This window comes from Dyadobacter tibetensis Y620-1 (assembly GCF_000566685.1).
In the GTDB taxonomy this organism is placed as follows: Bacteria; Bacteroidota; Bacteroidia; order Cytophagales; family Spirosomataceae; genus Dyadobacter; species Dyadobacter tibetensis.
Genome location: NZ_AZQN01000003.1, coordinates 428,190 through 451,902, shown reverse-complemented (window position 1 = coordinate 451,902; position 23,713 = coordinate 428,190). Strand labels below are relative to the sequence as shown.

22 protein-coding genes and 4 tRNA genes are annotated in these 23,713 nt (G+C 43.8%); 3 read left to right on the top strand and 23 right to left on the bottom strand.

Annotated elements, in window-relative coordinates; genetic code table 11:
* Positions 1–123: 123 nt before the first annotated feature.
* Positions 124–816: a DUF4290 domain-containing protein gene (locus tag X939_RS0108945; RefSeq protein ID WP_025762918.1), complete on the top strand. Its 693-nt coding sequence runs from the start codon at positions 124–126 to the stop codon at positions 814–816.
* 109 nt (positions 817–925) lie between these two features.
* Positions 926–2,233, top strand: coding sequence for a UDP-N-acetylglucosamine 1-carboxyvinyltransferase (gene murA / locus X939_RS0108940; RefSeq protein ID WP_025762917.1), 1,308 nt, complete (start codon positions 926–928; stop codon positions 2,231–2,233).
* 86 nt (positions 2,234–2,319) lie between these two features.
* On the opposite strand, the gene X939_RS0108935 is transcribed toward murA, so the two are convergent.
* From X939_RS0108935 to X939_RS0108855, 17 genes are all read right to left on the bottom strand, one after another.
* Positions 2,320–2,649 (bottom strand): DUF3467 domain-containing protein, encoded by a 330-nt coding sequence (locus X939_RS0108935; RefSeq protein ID WP_025762916.1) that lies wholly within the window; start codon positions 2,647–2,649, stop codon positions 2,320–2,322.
* Between the two features lie 368 nt (positions 2,650–3,017).
* Positions 3,018–7,340, bottom strand: a complete 4,323-nt coding sequence (gene rpoC / locus X939_RS0108930; RefSeq protein WP_025762915.1) for a DNA-directed RNA polymerase subunit beta' — start codon at positions 7,338–7,340, stop codon at positions 3,018–3,020.
* A gap of 78 nt (positions 7,341–7,418) precedes the next feature.
* A complete protein-coding gene (gene rpoB / locus X939_RS0108925) occupies positions 7,419–11,279 on the bottom strand; it encodes a DNA-directed RNA polymerase subunit beta (protein ID WP_374754296.1) in 3,861 nt (1,286 codons plus the stop codon).
* Between the two features lie 344 nt (positions 11,280–11,623).
* Positions 11,624–12,007, bottom strand: a complete 384-nt coding sequence (gene rplL, locus X939_RS0108920; RefSeq protein WP_025762913.1) for a 50S ribosomal protein L7/L12 — start codon at positions 12,005–12,007, stop codon at positions 11,624–11,626.
* A gap of 94 nt (positions 12,008–12,101) precedes the next feature.
* Positions 12,102–12,635: a 50S ribosomal protein L10 gene (rplJ, locus tag X939_RS0108915; protein ID WP_025762912.1), complete on the bottom strand. Its 534-nt coding sequence runs from the start codon at positions 12,633–12,635 to the stop codon at positions 12,102–12,104.
* Position 12,636: 1 nt separating this feature from the next.
* A complete protein-coding gene (gene rplA / locus X939_RS0108910) occupies positions 12,637–13,335 on the bottom strand; it encodes a 50S ribosomal protein L1 (protein WP_025762911.1) in 699 nt (232 codons plus the stop codon).
* 30 nt (positions 13,336–13,365) lie between these two features.
* Positions 13,366–13,815, bottom strand: coding sequence for a 50S ribosomal protein L11 (gene rplK / locus X939_RS0108905; RefSeq protein ID WP_025762910.1), 450 nt, complete (start codon positions 13,813–13,815; stop codon positions 13,366–13,368).
* Between the two features lie 76 nt (positions 13,816–13,891).
* Complete coding sequence (gene nusG / locus X939_RS0108900; RefSeq protein ID WP_025762909.1) at positions 13,892–14,446, bottom strand: transcription termination/antitermination protein NusG; 555 nt, start codon at positions 14,444–14,446, stop codon at positions 13,892–13,894.
* A 34-nt stretch (positions 14,447–14,480) separates the two neighbouring features.
* Positions 14,481–14,672 carry a preprotein translocase subunit SecE gene (secE, locus tag X939_RS0108895; protein ID WP_025762908.1) on the bottom strand — a complete coding sequence of 64 codons (192 nt, stop codon included), beginning with the start codon at positions 14,670–14,672 and terminating at the stop codon, positions 14,481–14,483.
* A 17-nt stretch (positions 14,673–14,689) separates the two neighbouring features.
* Positions 14,690–14,763, bottom strand: a tRNA-Trp gene (locus tag X939_RS0108890).
* Positions 14,764–14,871: 108 nt separating this feature from the next.
* Positions 14,872–16,059, bottom strand: a complete 1,188-nt coding sequence (gene tuf, locus X939_RS0108885; protein ID WP_025762907.1) for an elongation factor Tu — start codon at positions 16,057–16,059, stop codon at positions 14,872–14,874.
* Between the two features lie 117 nt (positions 16,060–16,176).
* Positions 16,177–16,248: transfer RNA gene (locus tag X939_RS0108880), tRNA-Thr, on the bottom strand.
* A gap of 338 nt (positions 16,249–16,586) precedes the next feature.
* A tRNA-Gly gene (locus X939_RS0108875) sits at positions 16,587–16,659 on the bottom strand.
* 59 nt (positions 16,660–16,718) lie between these two features.
* A tRNA-Tyr gene (locus X939_RS0108870) sits at positions 16,719–16,801 on the bottom strand.
* Between the two features lie 169 nt (positions 16,802–16,970).
* Positions 16,971–18,053, bottom strand: coding sequence for an outer membrane beta-barrel protein (locus X939_RS0108865; protein WP_025762906.1), 1,083 nt, complete (start codon positions 18,051–18,053; stop codon positions 16,971–16,973).
* A gap of 61 nt (positions 18,054–18,114) precedes the next feature.
* The gene (locus tag X939_RS0108860) at positions 18,115–18,915 is read right to left on the bottom strand and encodes a hypothetical protein (protein WP_025762905.1); all 801 of its coding nucleotides are present in this window, start codon (positions 18,913–18,915) and stop codon (positions 18,115–18,117) included.
* A complete protein-coding gene (locus X939_RS0108855) occupies positions 18,896–19,486 on the bottom strand; it encodes an RNA polymerase sigma factor (RefSeq protein WP_025762904.1) in 591 nt (196 codons plus the stop codon). The genes X939_RS0108860 and X939_RS0108855 overlap by 20 nt, the downstream gene beginning before the upstream one ends.
* 149 nt (positions 19,487–19,635) lie before the next feature.
* On the opposite strand from X939_RS0108855, the gene murI reads away from it, so the two are divergent.
* Positions 19,636–20,445 carry a glutamate racemase gene (murI, locus tag X939_RS0108850; protein ID WP_025762903.1) on the top strand — a complete coding sequence of 270 codons (810 nt, stop codon included), beginning with the start codon at positions 19,636–19,638 and terminating at the stop codon, positions 20,443–20,445.
* Between the two features lie 57 nt (positions 20,446–20,502).
* Here murI and X939_RS0108845 read toward each other — a convergent pair whose 3' ends face one another.
* Genes X939_RS0108845 through X939_RS0108820 form a run of 6 tightly spaced genes read right to left on the bottom strand, consistent with a single transcriptional unit; the run spans position 20,503 to position 23,702 of the window.
* On the bottom strand, positions 20,503–20,772 hold the full coding sequence (locus tag X939_RS0108845; RefSeq protein ID WP_025762902.1) for a CAMCR motif-containing small membrane protein: 270 nt from the start codon (positions 20,770–20,772) through the stop codon (positions 20,503–20,505).
* A complete protein-coding gene (locus X939_RS0108840; RefSeq protein WP_025762901.1) occupies positions 20,769–21,308 on the bottom strand; it encodes a DUF420 domain-containing protein in 540 nt (179 codons plus the stop codon). The genes X939_RS0108845 and X939_RS0108840 overlap by 4 nt, the downstream gene beginning before the upstream one ends.
* Positions 21,309–21,312: 4 nt before the next feature.
* Positions 21,313–21,960: a hypothetical protein gene (locus tag X939_RS0108835; protein ID WP_025762900.1), complete on the bottom strand. Its 648-nt coding sequence runs from the start codon at positions 21,958–21,960 to the stop codon at positions 21,313–21,315.
* A 9-nt stretch (positions 21,961–21,969) separates the two neighbouring features.
* On the bottom strand, positions 21,970–22,299 hold the full coding sequence (locus tag X939_RS0108830; protein ID WP_025762899.1) for a cytochrome C oxidase subunit IV family protein: 330 nt from the start codon (positions 22,297–22,299) through the stop codon (positions 21,970–21,972).
* Positions 22,300–22,330: 31 nt separating this feature from the next.
* A complete protein-coding gene (locus X939_RS0108825; protein ID WP_025762898.1) occupies positions 22,331–23,101 on the bottom strand; it encodes a cytochrome c oxidase subunit 3 in 771 nt (256 codons plus the stop codon).
* Between the two features lie 13 nt (positions 23,102–23,114).
* Positions 23,115–23,702 carry a cytochrome c oxidase subunit 3 gene (locus X939_RS0108820; protein ID WP_025762897.1) on the bottom strand — a complete coding sequence of 196 codons (588 nt, stop codon included), beginning with the start codon at positions 23,700–23,702 and terminating at the stop codon, positions 23,115–23,117.
* Positions 23,703–23,713: the final 11 nt, after the last annotated feature.

Below are 23,713 nucleotides of genomic sequence, written 5' to 3'. Positions count from 1 at the left end.
GTCAAGCAGGCATTTCCTGCGGGCATGGCACAGCCATCGCTCAGGAAGAATGGCAAGGTGTAAGCACGCTGCGGCATATATACTGAATGTTAACAGGCTCCTTAAGCTTTAAATACTATTTCCTTGAAAGAATACGGTAGTAACGTACAAAAATTAGCCGATCAGATCGTTAAAATGGAAGATCGGTCCAAACGAACCTTATATGCCCATATTTTGGTCGAACTCATGAGACAGATACATCCGAACATGAGGGATAACCAGGATTACACCAATAAGCTATGGGACGACCTTTATATTATGTCCGGCTTCGAACTGGACGTAGATAGTCCTTATCCCCCTCCATCCAAGGAGCTACTTGGCAAAAAACCACTGACGGTGGGCTATAATCAGCACAATTTGTCTTATCGGCATTATGGTCGGAATATTGATTTGCTATTGGAAAAAGCAATTCAAGCGGAAGATCCCGACGATCGCCTGGCCTTTGTTTCTTATATTTTCAAATTAATGCGCTCTTTTTTCAATACCTGGAACAAAGACAATCCGGAAGATCATGTCATTTTGGGACAACTGGAAAATCTGTCGAAAGGTAAACTAAAAGCCGAAATCGACTATATAAGGGCTAATGGCCCAATTGATGCGACGCCTAAGGACCGCAACACCAACGTGCATGAACGAAATAGGGCTAACCAGGCTAATTTCCGTCCCCCGAATCCTAATCAGGAGCGATACGGATCGCAGGGGCAACAGAACAGAAGTAGACCTAACAATAAATTCAGCAATAAAAACAATCGAAACAGGAAGAAAACGGGCAACTAATTTCTACCGGTTCAGCTTTAGAGCCTGTTGCATGGACTGTATCTGTAGTCCTTGCATGGTGGTTAGCATCAGTGCACATTTTTTTACCAAGATTTCGTCTTAAAGATACATGGCTTCATTTAAAATTACAGGAGATCGCCGCCTAAAGGGCGAGATACAGCCCCAGGGAGCAAAAAATGAAGCATTACAGATAATATGTGCTGTAATGCTTACCAAAGAGGTGGTGACCATACATAACATCCCAGATATACGAGATGTAAATCAGCTTATCAGTCTATTAGGGGACCTGGGCGTAAAAATAAATCGGCTGAGCCCATCCAGTATTCAATTTCAGGCCGACGATATTAACCTGGAACATTTGGAGTCGGAAGATTACCGAATCAAAGCGGCTGCCTTAAGAGGATCTGTTATGTTGTTAGGACCCATGCTGGCACGCTTTCGTAAGGGCCGTATACCACGCCCTGGAGGCGATAAGATTGGCCGCAGAAAAATGGATACCCACTTTCTTGGTTTTGAAAAACTGGGCGCTACCTTTAGTTATGATCGGGAAGACGGAGGCTTTTATAAGGTCGATGCAGACAATCTGAAAGGTGCCTATATGCTACTTGACGAAGCTTCGGTGACCGGTACTGCCAATGTGCTTATGGCTGCTGTGATGGCCGAAGGCCAAACAACTATCTATAACGCAGCCTGTGAGCCCTATTTACAGCAATTAGCAAAAATGCTGAATCGAATGGGGGCCAAAATAACAGGAATTGCTTCCAATCTATTGCGCATTGAGGGCGTATCTGAACTTAAGGGTACGGAGCATACGATTTTGCCCGACATGATTGAAATAGGCAGTTTTATCGGCCTTGCCGCCATGACCCAATCAGAAATTACCATCAAAGATTGCCAGATACCGGAATTAGGGATAATCCCTGATGTATTCAGTAAACTGGGTATCAAGATGGAATTCAGAGGAGATGATATTTTTATCCCTGCTCAGGAACATTACCGAATCGAAAACTATCTGGACGGTTCCACTCTTTCAGTAGCCGATGCCCCCTGGCCAGGCTTTACCCCCGACCTGTTAAGTATAGTATTGGTAACAGCCATACAGGCGCAGGGAACCGTACTTATTCACCAGAAGATGTTTGAAAGCAGATTGTTCTTTGTTGACAAACTTATTGAAATGGGTGCACAAATCATCTTATGCGACCCGCATCGCGCCACGGTAATTGGGCATAATAGAGAGGCTCAGTTAAGAGGGATACGTATGACATCCCCGGACATTCGCGCCGGTGTAGCCTTATTGATTGCAGCCATGTCGGCCAAGGGCGTCAGTATCATCGATAATATCGAGCAAATAGACCGGGGCTACCAGCATATCGATAGCCGTCTCAACGCAATTGGAGCCGAGATTATCCGCCTATAAAGGAACAAACTTTCATTTTATAAGAATCAGCCCTGTTTTGCCAAAGTGCAAGGCAGGGCTAATTTATTTGTTCTCTCAGGAGTAGATCAGGCTTCTCCTCCCGGACCTCCGAAGCTTATCGGAAAATCCATGCGAGGGTCGTTATCCTGAGTTTGCTGTATCGGTCCATATTGATCCTCATATTTCTCTATATTCTCTCTGAGTGCGCCAATCAGTCGCTTCGCATGCTCTGGAGTGAGAATGATTCTCGCCTTAACCTTAGCCCTGGGAACACCGGGCATGAGTCTGATAAAGTCCAGAATAAATTCTGAATTAGAATGAGCGATCATAGCCAGATTGGAATAAACTCCTTCCGCCATTTCTTCTGATAGCTCTACGTTAATTTGTTGCTCGTTTTCCTTGTTGATTTCTTCCATCTTATTATTTAATTTTTCAGGTCACTTCTCACCGCCCTGAAAATTACTAAATTTAAAAACCTATTCAAGTTAATTTTCAGGAAAACATCTCAGTTGTTTCACTAATCGTATGCCTCTACATCAAAAGTATCAAGGTATTCTTTGCCTAAAATGGCTTTAAGAGAAAAGTAGATGATGAATATTTTTCTAATATTTTCCTGCAGATGTTTAGCAGGGGAGCTGCGGATCTATCTAGGAGCAGGCAGAATTAAAATGCTCGACGACACCCCACCCGCTACGCTTATGAACCGGCTCTTAGAACTAATAAAAAGAGGCCGGTCGACATAACGTCAACCGGCCTCTTTTATATTTATAGGCTGCGAGTGCAATTAAGCTAATTCACGCTTTTTACGTGCTTGCTTTTCTTTGGACTCATTTAGAGCATCGAACTCATCCTGAGATCCTACCATCAGATTTGTATACTTACGCATACCCGTTCCGGCAGGAATCAAGTGACCTACGATTACATTCTCTTTCAGACCCTTCAGTTCATCGCGCTTACCACGAACAGCGGCTTCGCTCAGTACTTTGGTAGTCTCCTGGAAGGAAGCTGCAGACACGAAGCTTTCGGTACCAAGTGACGCCTGGGTGATACCCATCAACGTAGGTTTGGCAACGGCAGCCTGGGCATCTCTGGCTACTACCAGTTTCATATCCCGACGCTTCAAACTCGAATTCTCGTCGCGCAAACGGCGTACCGATATGATCATACCCGGTTTAAGAGTTTCCGAATCTCCAGCATCTTCTACTACTTTCATATCGATGATTTTGTCGTTATCCTCGCGGAAAACTACGCGGTCGACAGGTTGCATCTCAAGGAAGTTAGTATCACCGGCATCAAGGATTTCAACTTTCTGCATCATCTGGCGTACGATACACTCGATATGCTTATCGTTGATTTTTACCCCTTGCAGACGGTATACTTCCTGGATTTCATTAACCAGATACTCCTGTACTGCTGTAGGTCCTTTGATAGAAAGGATATCAGCAGGAGTAATCGCACCATCCGAAAGCGGATCACCCGCTCTTACGAAGTCACCATCCTGCACCAAAATATGCTTAGATAAGGCTACCATATAACGACGCTGCGTTCCGTCTCTTGATTCGATATGAATCTCACGGTTACCTCTTTTCACACCACCATAGGATACCACTCCGTCAATTTCAGTAACGGTTGCTGGGTTTGATGGGTTACGCGCTTCGAAAAGCTCGGTAACACGGGGAAGACCCCCGGTAATATCACGGGTTTTACCCACCACACGTGGAATTTTTGCGAGTGGCTGACCAGCTTTCACCGCAGCCCCGCTCTTCACAACCAAACGTGCACCTACAGGAAGGTTATAACCCTTTTCAGTCTGATCTTTCAGAAGGGTACTCTTTCCTGTAACAACGATTGCAGGGTTTTTGGTTTTATCCCGAGTTTCAATGATTACGGACTCCTGGAAGCCTGTTTGCTCATCAAATTCCTCGCGGTAAGTGATACCCTCTTCAATGGCATCAAATGTTACCTTACCCGTAAATTCGGATAGAATAACGGCGTGATAAGGGTCCCAAGTACAAAGTTCCTGTCCTTTACTAACCATATCGCCCTCTTTAACGAGCAAGTGAGCACCATAAGGTACGTTATTGCTAATTAGGAGTTGCTTGGTTTCTGGATGAACGATTTTCACCTCACCCGAACGGCCCATCACTACCGTGATATCATCGCCATCCTGATTTACGGATTTTACCATTCTCAGGTCTTCAAACTGAACCACACCATCGAACTTGGACTTGATATTGGCATCAACAGAAATGTTAGATGCCGTACCACCCACGTGGAATGTACGAAGTGTAAGCTGTGTACCTGGCTCACCAATAGACTGAGAAGCGATAACGCCAACGGCTTCACCGATATTAACCATCTTGGCTGAGGCAAGGCTCCGTCCGTAACATTTAGCACAGACTCCATTACGCGTTTCGCAAGTCAATACCGAACGAATTTCTACCGTTTCGATACTGGTTTCGTCGATATAATTAGCGATTTCTTCTGTGATTTCACCACCTGACTCAACAATCATTTCATTGCTAAGCGGATCATAAATGTCATGAACACTTACACGTCCCAGGATACGCTCCGAAAGGGGCTCAACGATATCCTCGTTATCTTTTAAGGCTGAAATTTGAATTCCGCGAAGCGTTTCACAGTCATTTTCCACTACCACTACATCCTGGGCCACATCATGCAAACGACGGGTTAGGTAACCAGCATCAGCCGTCTTAAGGGCTGTATCGGCAAGACCTTTCCGCGCACCGTGGGTTGAGATAAAGTATTCCAGAACGTCTAGTCCTTCCTTAAAGTTAGAAAGAATAGGGTTTTCGATAATCTCTCCAGCACCACCAGCAATATTTTTCTGAGGCTTAGCCATAAGACCCCTCATACCACCCAGCTGACGAATTTGCTCTCGTGAACCACGGGCTCCCGAGTGCATCATCATATAGATTGAATTAAAGCCTCCTTGATCCGTCTCAAGTTGTTTCATCAGGGTTTCTGTAATACGAGAATTGACACGCGTCCAGATATCAATTACCTGGTTATAGCGCTCATTTTCAGTAATAAGACCCATCAAATAGTTACTCCAAACGTTTTCAACGTCAAGTTTGGCTTGTTCGATCAGTTTCTCTTTCTCTTCGGGCACCATAACGTCGTTCAATCCCATAGACAGACCACCTTTAAAGGCCATTTGGAAACCAAGTTCTTTGATTTCATCCAGGAACTGAGCAGTACGTGCAACGCCCGCCATTTTATACACCAGACCAATTATTTGCTGAAGCTTTTTCTTGGTCAGAAGTTCATTAATATATCCTACCGATTCTGGCACAGCTTGATTGAACAAGATACGACCGGCCACGGTGTCAATAATTTTCTCTTCGAAGCTTCCATCATCATTGCGAACGCGCAGGCGGCACTTGATATTGGCATGCTTAGACAACTTGCCTTCGTTGATGGCAATGATTACCTCATCAGGACCGTAGAATATCTTACCTTCGCCCATAATTGGGAACTCAGGGGTATGCACACGGCCTTTGGTTACATAATATAGTCCCAAAACCATGTCCTGAGATGGTACCGTAATAGGGGCACCATTGGCAGGGTTAAGGATATTATGCGATGACAACATCAGCATAGAGGCTTCCAGTACGGCTTCCTGACCCAATGGCACGTGAACGGCCATCTGGTCACCGTCAAAGTCGGCGTTGAATGCCGTACAAACCAATGGGTGCAGCTGTATAGCCTTTCCTTCAATCAGCTTCGGCTGGAAAGCTTGAATACCTAAACGGTGAAGCGTTGGAGCCCGGTTGAGCAATACAGGGTGCCCTTTCAGCACATTCTCCAAAATATCCCAGATTACCGGATCCTTGCGATCCACAATCTTCTTGGCAGATTTCACCGTCTTCACGATGCCACGCTCGATAAGCTTACGGATAATAAACGGCTTGAAAAGCTCAGCAGCCATGTCTTTAGGAAGTCCACATTCGTGAAGTTTCAGCTCAGGGCCTACCACAATAACCGAACGACCAGAATAATCGACACGCTTACCCAATAAGTTCTGACGGAAACGTCCCTGCTTACCTTTCAACATATCGGAAAGGGATTTTAATGCACGGTTACCTTCAGAACGTACTGCATTCACCTTGCGACTATTATCAAAAAGCGAATCAACCGCTTCCTGCAACATACGCTTTTCGTTCCGCAAGATCACCTCCGGAGCTTTAATCTCGATCAGTCGCTTCAGACGATTATTACGAATAATTACCCGACGGTATAAGTCATTCAAATCTGAAGTTGCAAAACGCCCACCATCCAAGGGTACCAATGGACGAAGCTCTGGTGGGATTACCGGCACCATACGGATCACCATCCACTCAGGGCGGTTCTCGATACGGGTGTTGGCATCACGGAAAGCTTCAACCACCTTAAGGCGTTTAAGGGCTTCCGCCTTACGCTGCTGCGAAGTGTCGGTAGCCGCTTGGTGCCTCAGCTGGTACGATAACTCGTCCAGGTTGGTACGGCTAAGAAGCATTTCCAATGCATCGGCTCCCATTTTCGCGATAAACTTGTTGGGATCCGTATCGGGCAACATTTGGTTTTCGCGAGGAAGCTTATCTACGATATCCAAGTATTCGTCTTCGGTAAGGAAATCCAGGTAGCTTACGCCATCTTCTTCCTTCACACCCGCCTGTACAACAGCATACCGCTCGTAATAAATGATCTGATCCAATTTCTTGGTAGATAGACCCAATAGGTAACCAATTTTGTTTGGCAAACTACGGAAATACCAGATATGCGCTACCGGAACAACGAGTTCGATATGACCCATGCGCTCGCGACGTACCTTTTTCTCGGTTACTTCAACACCGCAACGGTCACAAATAATCCCTTTGTAACGGATACGCTTGTATTTTCCACAATGACATTCCCAGTCCTTTACAGGTCCAAAAATACGCTCACAGAAGAGTCCTCCCATTTCCGGCTTATAAGTCCGGTAGTTAATGGTTTCAGGCTGGGTCACTTCACCGAAGGAGCTCTCAAGGATCGATTCGGGTGAGGCCAGACTGATGGTCATTCTGGAAAAATCACTATTTAATTTTTTGTTCTTTTTGAAAGACATAATAAAAAGTCGTTTGTCTGTTAGTCGAAACTCAAATAGATTTCATTTCTTGGCGCCTTTCGGCGCCACGACTAAAAATTAGTCCAGTGTAATCTCCAATGCCAATCCACGAAGTTCGTGAACCAGTACGTTGAATGACTCCGGAATATTGGGTTTCGGAAGGTTCTCTCCTTTCACGATGGCTTCGTATGCTTTGGCGCGGCCTACTACATCATCGGATTTTACGGTAAGAATTTCCTGAAGGATATGGGATGCACCGAATGCTTCGAGCGCCCACACTTCCATTTCTCCAAAACGCTGACCTCCAAACTGTGCCTTACCACCCAACGGCTGCTGCGTAATGAGCGAGTAGGGCCCAATAGAACGGGCGTGCATTTTGTCGTCTACTAAGTGACCAAGTTTCATCATGTACATCAGACCTACCGTAACAGGCTGATCGAATTTATCACCGGTCAAACCGTTGTACAGATAAGTACGTCCCCATTCTGGCAGTCCAGCCTCAGCAAGTTCAGCCGCAACCTCCTCTTCGGTAGCACCATCAAAAATTGGTGTCGCATAGCGACGACCCAGCTTAAGACCGGCCCAGGCAAGAATGGTTTCATAGATCTGTCCGATGTTCATACGAGAAGGTACCCCTAGTGGGTTCAACACGATGTTCACCGGCGTTCCATCTTCCAGGAATGGCATATCTTCATCGCGAACAATACGGGCAACTACCCCCTTGTTTCCGTGACGACCCGCCATCTTATCCCCTACTTTCAGCTTACGTTTCTTAGCCACGTAGACTTTCGCAAGTTTTACGATTCCTGCAGGGAGTTCATCACCTACTTCAAGAGCGAAGCGATCACGCTTAAAGCGTCCCATCAATTCACTACGAGCATTTAGGTAATTTTTCAATACCAAGGATACTTGCTGATTTACCTGCGGATCTTCCGTCCAGTTATCAGTCAATACATCACCAATAAGGTTTACCTCTTCGGCTACGGCATATTGGCTCTCATCACGGTATGGGTTGTTGGCTGGGAATAAGTTCTCAGAGATATTTCTCACATTGAACTTCATGCCCTGGCTAATCAGCTCATCGCCAAACTTATGCTTCACTCCTTGGCTTGTAGCACCGTCTACAAGTTGTACCAACTTTTCAATTACACGGCCACGAAGTGCAGTAAGATCACGACCATATTTTTTCATTAACAGACGGAGCTCGTCCTTATGCTTAGCACGCTCCTCCTTGGTAGGACGAGAGAACAATTTGGTATCGATAACCACGCCCTTCATCGAAGGAGGTGCCTTTTTGGAAGCATCTTTCACATCGCCCGCTTTGTCTCCAAAGATGGCCCGCAACAACTTCTCTTCAGGAGTAGGATCCGATTCTCCTTTCGGGGTGATTTTACCAATCAAAATATCCCCTTCTTTGATTTCAGTACCCACTTGTACGATACCATTTTCGTCAAGATTTTTAACGGTTTCCTCACTCACGTTAGGAATCTCCGCCGTTAATTCTTCTTCTCCACGTTTGGTATCACGAACTTCCAGTTCAAATTCTTCAATATGGATCGATGTGAAAATATCGTCACGAACCACCTTCTCAGAAATCACAATCGCATCCTCAAAGTTATATCCCTGCCAAGGCATGAAGGCCACAAGTAAGTTACGACCCAAGGCAAGTTCACCGCCTTCGGTACCGTATCCCTGACAAAGCGGATCACCCTTCTTCACTTTCTGCCCCTTCAACACCATCGGTTGTAAGTTCAAACAAGTATCCTGGTTGGTGCGACGGAACTTCACAAGGCTGTATGAAACGCTATCATCAATGAAGCTTACCAGACGATCGGCGTCAGTACGGTCGTACTTCACAACGATCTTGGTCGCATCTACGAATTCAATTTCCCCATCTCCTTCTGCTACCACCAAAGCACGGGAATCCATCGCTACGCGCTTCTCCAGGCCGGTCCCTACAATAGGAGCCTGAGGACGTAACAAAGGAACACCTTGGCGCTGCATATTAGATCCCATCAAGGCCCGGTTCGCATCATCGTGCTCCAAGAAAGGAATCAAAGAGGCTGCTACCGAAACGATCTGGTTAGCCGCAACGTCCATATAGGAAGCTTGGGCTGGATCAACCATGGGGAAGTCCCCTTCAAAACGGGTTTTAATTTTTTCTACCGTAAAGTTCCCTTCTGCATCGACCGAAGCATTAGCCTGGGCAATATATTTAGAATCTTCTTCTTCGGCAGTCATATAAATCAACTCCTTAGTCAACTTACCTGACCCATCGATAACCCGGTAGGGAGTTTCGATAAAGCCCATGCCATTTACTTTTGCAAATACACATAGGGAAGAAATCAGTCCAATATTAGGACCTTCAGGAGTCTCAATCGTACACAGTCGTCCGTAATGGGTATAGTGAACGTCACGTACCTCAAAACCGGCTCTTTCTCGAGAAAGACCACCCGGTCCAAGTGCGGACATACGACGTTTATGGGTAATTTCAGCCAAAGGGTTGGTCTGATCCATAAACTGCGAAAGCTGGTTGGTACCAAAGAATGAGTTAATCACCGACGATAGAGTACGGGCATTGATCAGATCGACAGGCTTGAAGTCCTCATTATCCCGAACATTCATTCTTTCTTTGATGGTACGTGCCATACGTGCCAAACCAACACCAAACTGAGCGTAAAGCTGCTCGCCTACCGTACGAACACGACGGTTGGAAAGGTGATCAATATCATCGACAACGGCTTTGGCGTTGATCAGTCCAATCAGGTATTTCACAATAGAGACAATATCTCCAGTGGTCAACACCCGAACATCCAGGCTGGTATCAGAACCCAATTTCTTGTTGATACGGTACCGACCTACATCCCCTAGGTCATAGCGTTTGTCGCTAAAGAATAGGCTTTGAATTACATCACGTGCAGTTTGCTCATCTGGAGCCTCTGCGTTACGTAATTGACGATATATCTGCTCAACAGCTTCCTTATCGGAGTTGGAGCTATCCTTTTGCAGCGTATTATAGATAATATTATAATCGGCCACATTCATGTCTTCCTTATGCAGGATGACAGATTTCTGACCCGATTCAACGATAATCTCAATATCTTCGGGCTGGATGGTAGAATCACGCTCCAGAAGCACTTCGTTTCTCTGAATCGATACTACTTCTCCAGTATCTTCATCTACGAAATCTTCAGTCCAGGTACGTAATACCCGCGCTGCCAACCGGCGCCCCACTGCTTTCTTAAGATTGCTAGGCGTAGCGGTAATTTCTTCTGATAGACCGAATAAGTCAAGTATATCTTTATCGGAACCAAAACCAATAGCCCGCAACAGGGTAGTTACAGGGAATTTTTTCTTCCGATCGATGTAAGCGTACATCACGTTATTTACATCGGTAGAGAACTCGATCCATGAACCTTTAAAAGGTATGATACGAGCAGAATAAAGTTTAGAACCGTTGGTATGCTTACTCATAGAGAAGAACACACCCGGGGAGCGGTGAAGCTGAGAAACGATAACGCGTTCAGCACCATTGATCACGAAGGATCCACGCTCGGTCATATAAGGAATATTTCCTAGGAAAACTTCCTGTTCGATGGTCTCGAATTCTTCATGATCGGCGTCGTTACAGATCAGTCGTAACTTAGCCTTTAGAGGCACAGCATAAGTAAGTCCACGGTCAATAGACTCATCGACGGAATACTTAGGTGGCTCAAGAAGGTAGTCGATAAACTCCAAAACGAAGTTATCGCGAGAGTCAGCAATGGGGAAGTTTTCGGCAAAAACTTTGTACAATCCCTCGCCTGAACGGTCTTCGACAGAAGTGTCAAGGCTAAAGAAATCGCGGAAAGATTGAACCTGAATTCCTAAAAGGTCTGGATAATCGAGAATCGGATTGATTCTGGAAAATTTTTTTCTGGGTATTATTTGTGTAGCCAAGGCTATGTTTGATTTGGGTTAACAGAACAAAAAACAAAGCGTAGAGGTAGCAATATACAACACGCCGTTGTGCAAATTAGTTTAAAACCGCAATCGTATTGCCTCGTAGAGAACTAATGATGGGTCATCCCTATGCTTCTTTTCTACGAGTAAAGAAGTGTCTCGGATCGACCAATCTTGGAAGAAAGGCAGCACAGGCTACGATACTAGGGCCTGAACGCCAATGGGATTTATTTGGACCAAGAAGAGAGAGGCCAAATTTTAAAATGCAAATAAGAATAGACCTGACTGAAAGCCAGGCCTATTCTCGGTTATATCGAAGGTATTGAAACCTGTAGTGTCAATTACTTAACCTCTACTTCAGCACCAGCTTCTTCAAGTTGTTTTTTCAAAGCTTCCGCTTCGTCTTTAGCAACTCCTTCTTTAACGGCCTTAGGAGCACCGTCAACTAGTTCTTTAGCTTCTTTCAAGCCAAGGCCAGTAAGGTCTTTCACTAATTTTACAACTGCAAGTTTACCAGCACCGGCTGACTTCAAGATAACATCAAAAGATGATTTTTCTTCTACAGCAGCGCCTTCACCAGCACCACCAGCAGGACCTGCCATCATCACTGCACCAGCTGCTGCTGGTTCAATGCCGTACTCGTCCTTAAGAATTGTAGCCAATTCGTTCACTTCTTTAACCGTTAGGTTAACAAGCTGTTCCGCGAAAGCTTTCAAATCTGCCATTTTTATTTTTGATTTTGTGATTATACAATAGAATGATTAAAAAAGAGCTCTGTTTAAATAAACCCCGGGGAGCTCAACCCGGTTTCTAATGATATTAGTCTTCTTTCTCAGACAAAGTCTTGATGATACCAGCCAATTTGCTACCGCCACTCGAAAGGGCACCGATAACATTTTTAGCAGGCGATTGCAACAATGCGATCACATCTCCAACCAATTCCTGCTTTGATTTCAGGGTGGTAAGGACTTCAAGCTGGGCTTCGCCAACGAAAACTGAGGAATCTACAGAAGCTCCTTTGAACTTGAGTTTATCCGAACCTGTTTTCTTCTTGAATTCTTTGATCAGCTGTGCAGGAACTTTACCTGACTCCGGGTGAAACATTATCCCAGAGAATCCTTTCAACACTTCTGCATCGAAGGGGGTATAATCTGTTTCTAATGTTTCTAGCGCTTTCTTAATCAGGGTGTTCTTTACTACGCGATACTCGATACCTTTCTCGAAGCATAGGCCCCGAAGGACATTTACCTCACCTACAGACATTCCTGCCGCAGAAGTAATGTAAAAGTATGGCGTGTTCGAGAATTTCTGACTCAGTTCGTCAATAATTAATGATTTCTCTTCCCGTGTCATATTATAATCCTGGAATCGTGTTTTTATCAATAGTAACACCCGGGCTCATCGTGCTAGACAAGTGAATGCTCTTTACATAGGTACCTTTGGCTGAAGAAGGCTTCAAACGAATTAACGTATTGAGTACTTCTTGTGCGTTCTGTGCAAGTTGCTCGGTTCCAAAAGAAACCTTTCCAACACTTGCATGAATAATTCCTGTTTTGTCGACTTTAAAGTCGATTTTACCAGCTTTTACTTCTTTTACCGCTTTACCAACTTCAGGTGTAACAGTACCCGATTTAGGATTTGGCATCAATCCACGAGGACCTAATACCTTACCTAACCTACCCACCTTTGCCATTACACTAGGCATAGTGATGATCACGTCAATGTCGGTCCAGCCTTGCTCTATCTTTTGGATATATTCGTCAAGACCTACATATTCTGCTCCGGCTTCTTTCGCTTCTTCCTCCTTATCAGGAGTACACAAAACAAGTACACGAACGTTTTTACCAGTACCGTGGGGGAGTGTTACCACACCACGCACCATCTGATCTGCTTTCCGAGGATCTACGCCCAAACGAACGTCGATATCTACAGAAGAATCAAATTTAGTATAGGAAATCGTCTTCAGTACATCCGCTGCTTGTTCAAGCGAATAAGCTTGTTCTGCGTCGAATTTCGAAAGAGCTTCTTTTTGCTTTTTGGTCAGTTTTCCCATGTCTTTTTTTCTTTAGCGCAAATTATACGCTTAGTTGTTTTCTTCCCACGGGGCTTTGCCTGCTACAGTAATACCCATACTACGAGCCGTTCCCGCAATCATTTTCATCGCTGAATCAATTGTAAAACAGTTAAGATCCGGCATCTTTGTTTCAGCAATCGTGCGCACCTGATCCCATGATACGGAACCAACTTTTACACGGTTAGGCTGAGCCGAACCAGATTTTACTTTTGATGCATCTAGAAGCAAAATTGCGGCCGGGGGGGTCTTAATGACGAAGTCAAAAGACTTATCCTTATAGTATGTAATAACTACCGGCAATACCACACCCATTTTATCCTGGGTACGGCCATTGAATTGCTTGCAAAACTCCATGATATTCAAACCCTTGGCACCTAATGCAGGTCCAATTGGAGGAGAAGGATTGGCTTGGCCACCCTTTACCTGTAGTTTGACGTATCCACTTATTTCTTTTGCCATTGTTTTGGAATTTGTCGGTTCATTGAATGGTTAACGGTATCATGCAAGTGGAAGCTTACCCTGCCCGCTAATTCGCTCAACTATCCTTTTCTACTTGTGCGTAACTAAGTTCTACGGGTGTATTACGCCCGAATATTTTTACAACTACATTGAGTTTCTTTTTCTCATCGAACACCTCTTCAACCACGCCGATAAAGCCACTGAAAGGACCGTCGACCACCTGAACCGTTTCACCTTGCAAGAAGGACAAGCTTGGTGCTTCTTCTTCCTGATCGGCCTCTTCGAACTTCCCTAAGATGCGGTTGATTTCTGACTGGCGCAAGGGCACCGGAACCTTGGAATTGCCTTCTGAATTACCCAGAAATCCAATTACCCCTGGAATGCTGGTGATAATGTGTAGTACCTCCCCTTTTGAAAGATCGGCCGAAATAATGATGTATCCAGGAAAAAAATTCTTTTCACGAACCCGCTTCTTTCCGTTACGCATCTCATAAATCTTCTCCGAAGGAATAAGAATTTGAGGAACATGTTCCGTTAAGTTCTGACGTGAAATTTCATTTTCTATGTAGGACTTGATCTTCTTCTCCTGCCCTGACACAGCTCTTAATACAAACCAATTTAGACCACTCATACCGTACTGGGGGGATTGTCTTTAATAATAGCCTTTAAAAAGACTGATAAAACAGTTTGAGGGCGTTCTCAAAAACAAGATCCATCACGCCTACCACGAAGGCAAAAATAAGAGATCCTACAAGCACCAATGTGGTGTTAGACTGAAGCTCCTTGAAGCCAGGCCACGTCACATGCTGGGTGATTTCTTCCCACGATGCTTTTATAAACGAAGTAAATTTTTCCATGTTTCCTATTTACTTTTTGGCACGGGTGGAGAGATTCGAACTCCCATCAACGGTTTTGGAGACCGCTATTCTACCCTTGAACTACACCCGTATTTTGACGCAATCCGATTGTTTCGGGCTGCAAAGATACTTACATATCTTATAAAAAACAAGTGCACCTCAGAGGAAATGCACTTGTTTTTCAATTATTTATCTTGAATTAGTCAGCAATCTCTGTAACCTGACCAGCACCTACGGTACGTCCACCTTCACGAATCGCGAAACGAAGACCTTTTTCCATAGCAATTTTGTTGATCAACTTTACATTGATGGTGATGTTATCACCAGGCATAACCATCTCAACTCCTTCTGGAAGAGTAATTTCACCTGTTACGTCCGTAGTACGGAAGTAGAACTGTGGGCGATACTTGTTAAAGAAAGGAGTGTGACGTCCACCTTCTTCTTTCGAAAGTACGTAAACCTCGCCTTTGAACTCAGCATGAGGCTTCACAGAACCTGGCTTACAGATTACCATTCCACGACGGATATCCTCTTTGTTAATACCACGTAGCAACAAACCAACGTTGTCACCAGCTTCTCCACGGTCAAGGATCTTACGGAACATCTCCACACCTGTTACGGTAGATTTCAAGTTCTCAGCTCCCATACCTAGGATATCTACAGGATCTCCAGAGTTAATCACACCACGCTCGATACGACCAGTTGCAACAGTACCACGACCAGTGATCGAGAATACGTCTTCAACAGGCATCAAGAATGGAAGGTCTGTCATACGTGGAGGAATTGGAATGTAGCTATCTACAGCATCCATCAAATCCACGATGGTTTTAACCCATTTCTCTTCTCCGTTCAATCCACCTAGGGCAGATCCTTGGATCACAGGAATGTTGTCGCCATCATATTCGTAGAAGCTCAATAGCTCACGAATTTCCATTTCTACAAGCTCAAGAAGCTCAGGGTCATCAACCATATCCACTTTATTCATGAATACAACAAGTTGAGGTACACCTACCTGACGAGCCAAAAGAATGTGCTCACGAGTCTGTGGCATAGGACCATCTGTAGCCGCAACCACGATAATCGCTCCATCCATCTGCGCAGCACCAGTAACCATGTTCTTCACATAATCCGCGTGACCTGGACAGTCAACGTGTGCGTAGTGACGATTTGCTGTCTGGTATTCTACGTGTGATGTATTAATGGTAATACCACGCTCTTTTTCCTCAGGTGCATTGTCAATAGAAGAGAAATCACGTTTCTGTGACAACCCTAGATTAGCCAATACAGTAGTAATTGCCGCTGTCAAGGTAGTTTTACCGTGGTCAACGTGCCCGATAGTACCAATATTTACGTGGGGTTTCGAGCGGTCAAACGTCTCTTTTGCCATGTCTTAAGTACGCTAAAATTAAGTTATTACGAATTTATTAAACACTATATAATGACTCAACATAGGGACTAGTCGCTTTGGACTTACTGGACCCTATCGGAATCAAAATTTTTTATGAGCCATTGAGGGGATTTGAACCCCTGACCTCTTCCTTACCAAGGAAGTGCTCTACCCCTGAGCTACAACGGCAATATATCAAGTTCTTTAAAATCCCACTTTTGGGATCTTTCTGCACTGGAGCCTGGGAATCGAATCCTGAATAAAACATTTCCTTACCAAGGAAGTGCTCTACCGTACGACGGACCACCCTGAGCTACAACGGCAATATATCAAGTTCTTTAAAATCCCACTTTTGGGATCTTTCTGCACTGGAGCCTGAACAAAAAACTCTGGCAACACTATCAGCAAAAGACACCTACCAGATAAACCCTGAATCCAGGACAGCTATCCTTAACAACCAAAAGCGATCAGCGAAAGGGTTCGAATTGAATGTTTTCGCTGATCGCTTGACGGTGCTTTTAAAATTGAGCGGAAGACGAGGTTCGAACTCGCGACCTATAGCTTGGAAGGCTATCGCTCTACCAGCTGAGCTACTTCCGCAATCGTAACATGCAATGACTAGATACTGGTATAACTAATCTTAAAGCTTGCATATACTGTGGGGGCGGATGGATTCGAACCACCGTAGGCATACACCAGCAGATTTACAGTCTGCCCCATTTGGCCACTCTGGTACACCCCCTTTTTCAATATTTCAACACAACCGTGAAAACCTCTTGTCTCACTTTTGGAGCTGCAAAATTAGGTTGAATTTTCATATTGTCAAACAGTTTTAAGAAAAAAATTTAAACTTTTTTTTCTTAAAACGTTGATATGACCATTATCACATTGATTCACAAATATTTATACTACTATAATTTGATTCCAAAATTTATCATTCGAACAGCAGGACCATGGTCCGCCTTAAAGACATCATTGATATCGTACTGAACAAATAAATTCAGGAAGTTTCGGATGCCCACTTCGGCCGATATACCGTATCGCAAATCATTCACGAAATAATCGGCCCGCACCTTGTCTACATCTTTGGTTCCTTCCTGACGTACCTTGGTATAACCTCCTAAACGGTATCCACCATACACGCCTGCACTGACATAAGAGACCAGAGTATTAGAAAAAGATAATGTAGGCATAAGTGAAACATTCAGATAAGGTAAAACCTGCTTGCTCTTTTTAAGTTCAACAGCTGCCCCATTCTGATCGATGACGGATTGGTAACGAACCTGATCATCGCCTTTAATGATGGTTTTATCACTTTCAAACATTAGGTTATTCCAGGAAAAATCTGCTCCTAAATCGAGAAATAAACCCACCTTCTCCGATTTTACCAATTGGCCGCTCGCTATGTAGCCTAGTTTCACATAGCGCGAACCGAAGGGTCGTAGGGCATAGTCGCTTTTGGTATACCCAGGTGTTAACTCGTTTTTGGAATAGGTATTGAAACCCAGAGAAATATCGAATCCTTTCCGAGGACTGGATCCCTTTACTTTTTTATAGAAGTGACGTCCCTTATTCATATGGTCTGTCCAGTCACCATTTTCTTTTTCTTCTTCTTCTTCCGATTCCACGGCAACTGCACCCCTATCCGATTTGATATGTACACCATTGATGTCAACCCTTACGTAATCTCCCCCTTTACCGTCCGATTCTTTCAGATACTGACTCCCGTTAAAGTCTTCCACGATAATGCTCCCATCCGTTTTACTGCTATCCAGTCTTATTTTAAGATCCATTAACAGTGCATTCAAATCATACTGTAACAGTTTTTCCAACTCCTTTTGGTTCTCACCTAGTATGACAAGTTTGGTTTTATTCCCGATGGTAATCACAATAGAGTCGCGATTAATGGGGTTCAAGGGATATCCTGGAATACTAGCCATAGCAGCACTACCCATTAGGATAAGTGTCCATATCAAAATTGAAATGCGGTTCATAGTTGTTATTTTTAGTGGTTTTTCAAAATTTAATTCTTCTTGAGATATCAGTCTACTGTCCCTATTCGACTGGTTTATTACGTCTGCTGCGGGTTGGATTGCCGCTATCCGCTCCGGTTAAGCGTTCATCGACCCGTACTAAAAGTGCCTTAGGGTTGATACCTACCTCGTCCCAGTCTACAGGGTCTCCGGACTTGACATTTTTAAGCTGCTGAAATAAGCGTGAAAATTTCCCCGATTTTTCGTTGCTCATGCCCTCAGGCTCCTCTACTTTCACAATGATAACCCTACTCTCCTGCTCGGTCGCTGATGGCGAAACGGGGATTTGAGCCAAGAGTACTTCTGCCTTTTCTTTTTCTATTGGAGAGGGTACCGCCGAGCGTTCCCGCATCTCCGGCTGAGCCTGCTCATAGTTATCTACTTCCGTTTTATTCGTTTTGGTCAATGTAACATCCTGGCTTGCGGCCTTTATCAGCTTCCTCGGCGGAGCTACAGTGGAGGCTATAGCCTGGGGCCGAGGGTCGGTCTTCACAGGTTCCGAAGAAGACGCTCTGCTTAGGTTAGGTTCCATTTCGGGAGATGTTACACGGTTATCTATAGCTGCCACCGCCTTAACTTCCTCAGGCAGGTTCACACCTATAGAACGTTCAGTCCTGTATTGGGATGTTCCCCACCGAACATTCTGATAAATCAGCACTCCTCCTATTAAGAGGGAAGCTGCAACGTACCAATAGAAGCCCATTCGTTTGCTATTGGATTTGGTCGTATTCCCCGACAATTTATTCCAGGCCTCTTCAGAAGGCTCTATACGATGATTTTTTAGTCTATCTCTGAATATATCATCAATCGGACGCTTTATCATGATTCGTTAGTTTATACATTTCTTGATCTAGTATAGATAATCTTTTTTGCAATAATTGCCGGGCTCGATGTAGCTGAGACTTTGATGTACTCTCCGATATATCCAGCAACTCTGATATTTCTTTATGGCTATAACCTTCTATGGCATATAAGTTAAAAACCGTACGATACCCCGTGGGCAGTTCCTGAATGAAACTCAGCAGCGATTCAGCTTCCATATCCGCATCGGCCGCAACTCCATCGGCGTAGTATTCGGCATTAAGGTGCAGGGATTCCTCCATTCCTCTTTTCTGCTTACGGAGATATCCCAGGGCCTCGTTAACTATGATACGTCGTATCCAACCTTCGAGACTACCTTCTCCATTAAACTGATCTATTTTACTAAAGACCTTGGTTAACCCTTCTATCATAACATCCTCCGCCTGCATACGATCGCCTATATAACGGACACAAATACTTAACATATTTGGTGCATATCGGTCATACACTTGCCTTTGCGCTTTGGCATTTCCCTGCCTGAGTGCACTGACTAGATGCTTGTCTTGATTGAAAAAGGCTAAAATTCGACCCATTGCTAGATATTGATTTCACCGTTAAGATGCTGGAATGTCATGACAAGGTTGCATGCCTACATTACTTTTTTTTAAAAATTAGAAATATATGATTTTCTTCATTTAGCTTAGCCATTAAAATATCAATATAACCATTAAATGCGAAGGCTATGCTTAATTCGGCAGCACCGATTGGAATCTTTGACAGTGGAATTGGCGGCATGACTGTGGCCAGTGCAGTCACTAAACTCCTCCCTTTAGAGAATACCATCTACTTTGGTGACACCGCGCACCTTCCTTACGGTGATAAGTCCACCGCTGCCATTCAATCCTATGCCATCAAGATATGTAACCTGTTATTACAGAAAGAGTGCAAGCTCATTTTAATAGCTTGTAACTCGGCCTCTGCAGCAGCATTCGAACTGGTTAAAGCTTATGTAGGTAGCAAAGCCCAGGTGATGAATGTGATCGATCCGGTTGTGGACTATGTTAAAGAGCACTATCCCGGAAAAACGATTGGTCTGATAGGAACCAAGCAAACTGTTATGTCCAATGTTTATAAGAAAAAGATAATGGACCTAGATCGTCATATCAAATTGAAATCCCTGGCTACCCCGCTTTTAGCACCGATGATCGAAGAGGGATTCTTCGACCATAGCATCAGCGAAAAAATCATAGAAGCTTATCTGGCCGACAGCTCACTCGATGATATTGAGGCTTTAATTTTAGGTTGCACACATTATCCGCTCATCAAGCCGGAGATAGCCTCATTTTACCAAGGTAAGGTGGAAATTCTGGATAGCTCAGAAATTGTGGCCAAATCTTTAAAAGCCTGGCTAGAACAACATTATTTACAGAATGAGAAGGGGATGGGTCATCGACAATTCTATGTGTCAGACTACACTCGATCCTTCGAAGAGTCGACGAAAACCTTTTTTGGAGAGCAAATTCAGCTGGAGCATTACCCGCTTTGGGAGTAATGCTAAATCAAAAAAAGCGAAACCACCAGGTTCCGCTTTTTTTGATGCCCAAAACTCTTACCCCATTCGGGATAATGCAAGGGCACGTTGTTCCGCTTTAAACTTTTTACTTTTCTTCACCCATAAATAGGCTATAACGGCAACGATAAGATAGGGTGTCACGAACAAAAACATAATGCCCGTATTGAGGCCAATGCCTACGTTATTACGTCCGTTTCCTATAGAACTTTCAACCGAACCCCTGCACATGGCACATTGGGCGTAGCCTTCGTGGCCAACTAAAAGGACCAGAAGCATCACTGAGAGAATAACTAGTATTTTTTTCATGTATAATAAGGACTAATCATTAGATAAACGACAACACCACTGATACTAACATATAACCATATGGGAAGCCCCCATTTAACAGCTTTTCTATGATCGTCCAGCTGCCGTGTATAGCCGAAGTAAATTGCCCGAAGTACAAACCAAACAACAACTATGGACAATACAATATGCGAAATAAGCAAAAAGAAATATATTGGCCTTAGCAACCCTTCTCCCCCATAGGGTGTAGAGTCATTGGAAACATGGTAGAGGATATAACATACCAGAAATACAGATCCCAGCAAAAATGCCGAAGTCATTGCCTTCCGGTGCCCCTCGATATTACCTTTCTTTATATAAAAATAGCCTACAAGAAGGCAAACTGCTGTAAGGGAGTTAATTACCCCTATTACATGTGGCAGCGACTTAGTCCAGCTACCCAGATCGACTTTTTGACGAATACCCAGCAAAAATGCCACGGTAATGGGGACCACTATGGCTAAAACACTAATGACATTTCTATACAGTGGCTTATCTTCAATAACTCTTCCTGCCATGATTTTAAATATTGCGATGCTTTAATTGATAATCTAATATTCTGATTTCCGCCAAAAGTCGGTCCAACTCCTCGGTATCACTCAAATCGAAATAGCCACGTGTATAGCCTTCTGTGTCTATCAAAAACAACCTGGAAAAAGAAAAGTTCGTTTTAGATCCGTCAGCACTTTTGTAAATATTCAGTTCAGAGGCTAAAGCATTATTTCCTTTCTCTAAAGAGATAAGATGAGCCTGCCAGGTATTGGAACCCATTCCATACGATTGCCCAATGGTCTTTAATTCCAGACCATCTGTGAGTGTTACTAGCCTTAGGTTCGGTACGGCGCTATTCAATTTGGCAATTCTCGACAGGTACTCTAAATACCGCACACAACGATCATTACAGTTGGCAGGCAGGAAACCTATTACAGTAATGCTACCACCCAACTCGATCCGGTTAAGGCTGCTATCTGCATTTACAAGTACAATCTCTTTTCTGCGAGTAAAAACCGTATCATTTCCCTTCATTATTACCTTACCGAGGGTATCGCGTGCCGGATTTAAATACGGCAACTCGAAATGATTGGTAGTAAAACCTTTCAGGAAAATAAAGATTAAAGCCGGTATTGCTAATGTTAGGATCAGCAACCCGGCTTTAGTATATTTTTTCATACTGAATTTTTATCCAAAAATGGCATCAAAAACAGCGTTCCCTTCTAGAAGCAAGGCCAGAATAAGCCAGGCCACAAATACAATAGGAACGAGTATACTCCAAATCAAAGATTTGGTTTCGTGCTTTAAGTGCATAAACTCACCCACAATATAAAATGCCTTTACAATGGTCATCACGATAAAGATCGTGATTTTTAAAGTACCATGAGGCACCGTAAAAGCAATTAAGAATTCAAGAGCCGTTAGAATCAATAAAATCCAGAAGGTTTTCCAAATGGCCTTTCTTTGCTCGGCCCCTGCATTGGGATCGGTATTTTGAATATGATGCGCGTCTGCCATAATGATATATAATTAAAGGTCTTTTTGAAGATTAAACCAGATAGAAGAAGGTAAATACGAATACCCATACCAAGTCGACAAAGTGCCAGTAAAGACCGACCTTCTCAACCATTTCATAACTTCCACGACGGTCATAGAAACCAGTAGCGGCTCTGAAGAAAATCAGAATATTCAGAATAACACCACTAAAAACGTGAGTACCATGGAATCCGGTAATAAAGAAGAAAAAGTCAGCAAAAGCGGCAGGACCGTATTCATTCACGGTCAGGTTGGCTCCAAAGACAGTTTTCTCTACCATTTTTCCATTTTCCATAATGGTCATTAACGTACCATTATCGGTACCATGAATAAAGTGAGCCCACTCCCAAGCTTGGCAACCTAAGAAGGTGAAACCACCCAAAATTGTCCACAACATGTATTTTTCAACATTGGCACGATCCATTCGATGACCAGCTTCCACTGCCAAAACCATGGTAACACTACTGGCAATCAAGATAAAAGTCATAATCCCTACAAAAACCAGAGGAAGGTACATGCCATGCAAGAAAGGCACAGCCGCATATACCTTTTCAGGAATTGGCCAATATAAGTTAGAGTTAACAAAGTCAGCTACTTCACCAGAGTAGGCAGGAAAACTAAAGCGCTGATATCCATAGGCTACCAGAAGAGCTGAAAAGGTAAAGGTATCTGAGATGAGGAAAAACCACATCATCAATTTTCCATAACTCGCTTTCATGGGCTCAATTCCACCCATCCAAAATTTGGGTTCTACCGCGCCAGGTGTTGTTACATTTGAAGCCATTGGTAAAAAATAATCAATTAAAGGTCAATAAAAAAACAAATAGGTATACCCAAAGTAAATCTAAAAAGTGCCAGTATGTCACACAGATCTGAATCTGACGCATATTTTTTGCACTTACTTTCAATCTAAAAGCGGCTATCATAGCAAAGATAAGCACCAAAAGGCCACTGATAATATGGAAACCGTGTAAACCAGTAAACACATAGAAAAACGATCCCGACGGGTTACCCACGAAATACACGTTCATGTCCACCAGATTTTTCCAGCCTTCAAACTGCATGGCCAGGAATATTAATCCCAGCGCAAAAGTAATAGAAATTGCCAGCTTCAATTGGTTGAACTGATCTTTTTTTGCCATGATATAAGCCCAGTGCATGCTAACACTACTCAGAAGCAATACACCTGTACTGTACCAGAAAATAGTAGGCATTTGAAACTCAAGCCAATTCCCTTCTGCCCGGCGTACGAGGTAAGCACTGGACTGAGAGGCGAAAAGCATGACAATGGTTACCAAAAATAACCATAATATAAATTTCACAGGATCCATCGAAAGGGTTTCCTCGGGTTCCTCCTTAATATTTAACTGCTGAACATTCTCCATAACTACACAAA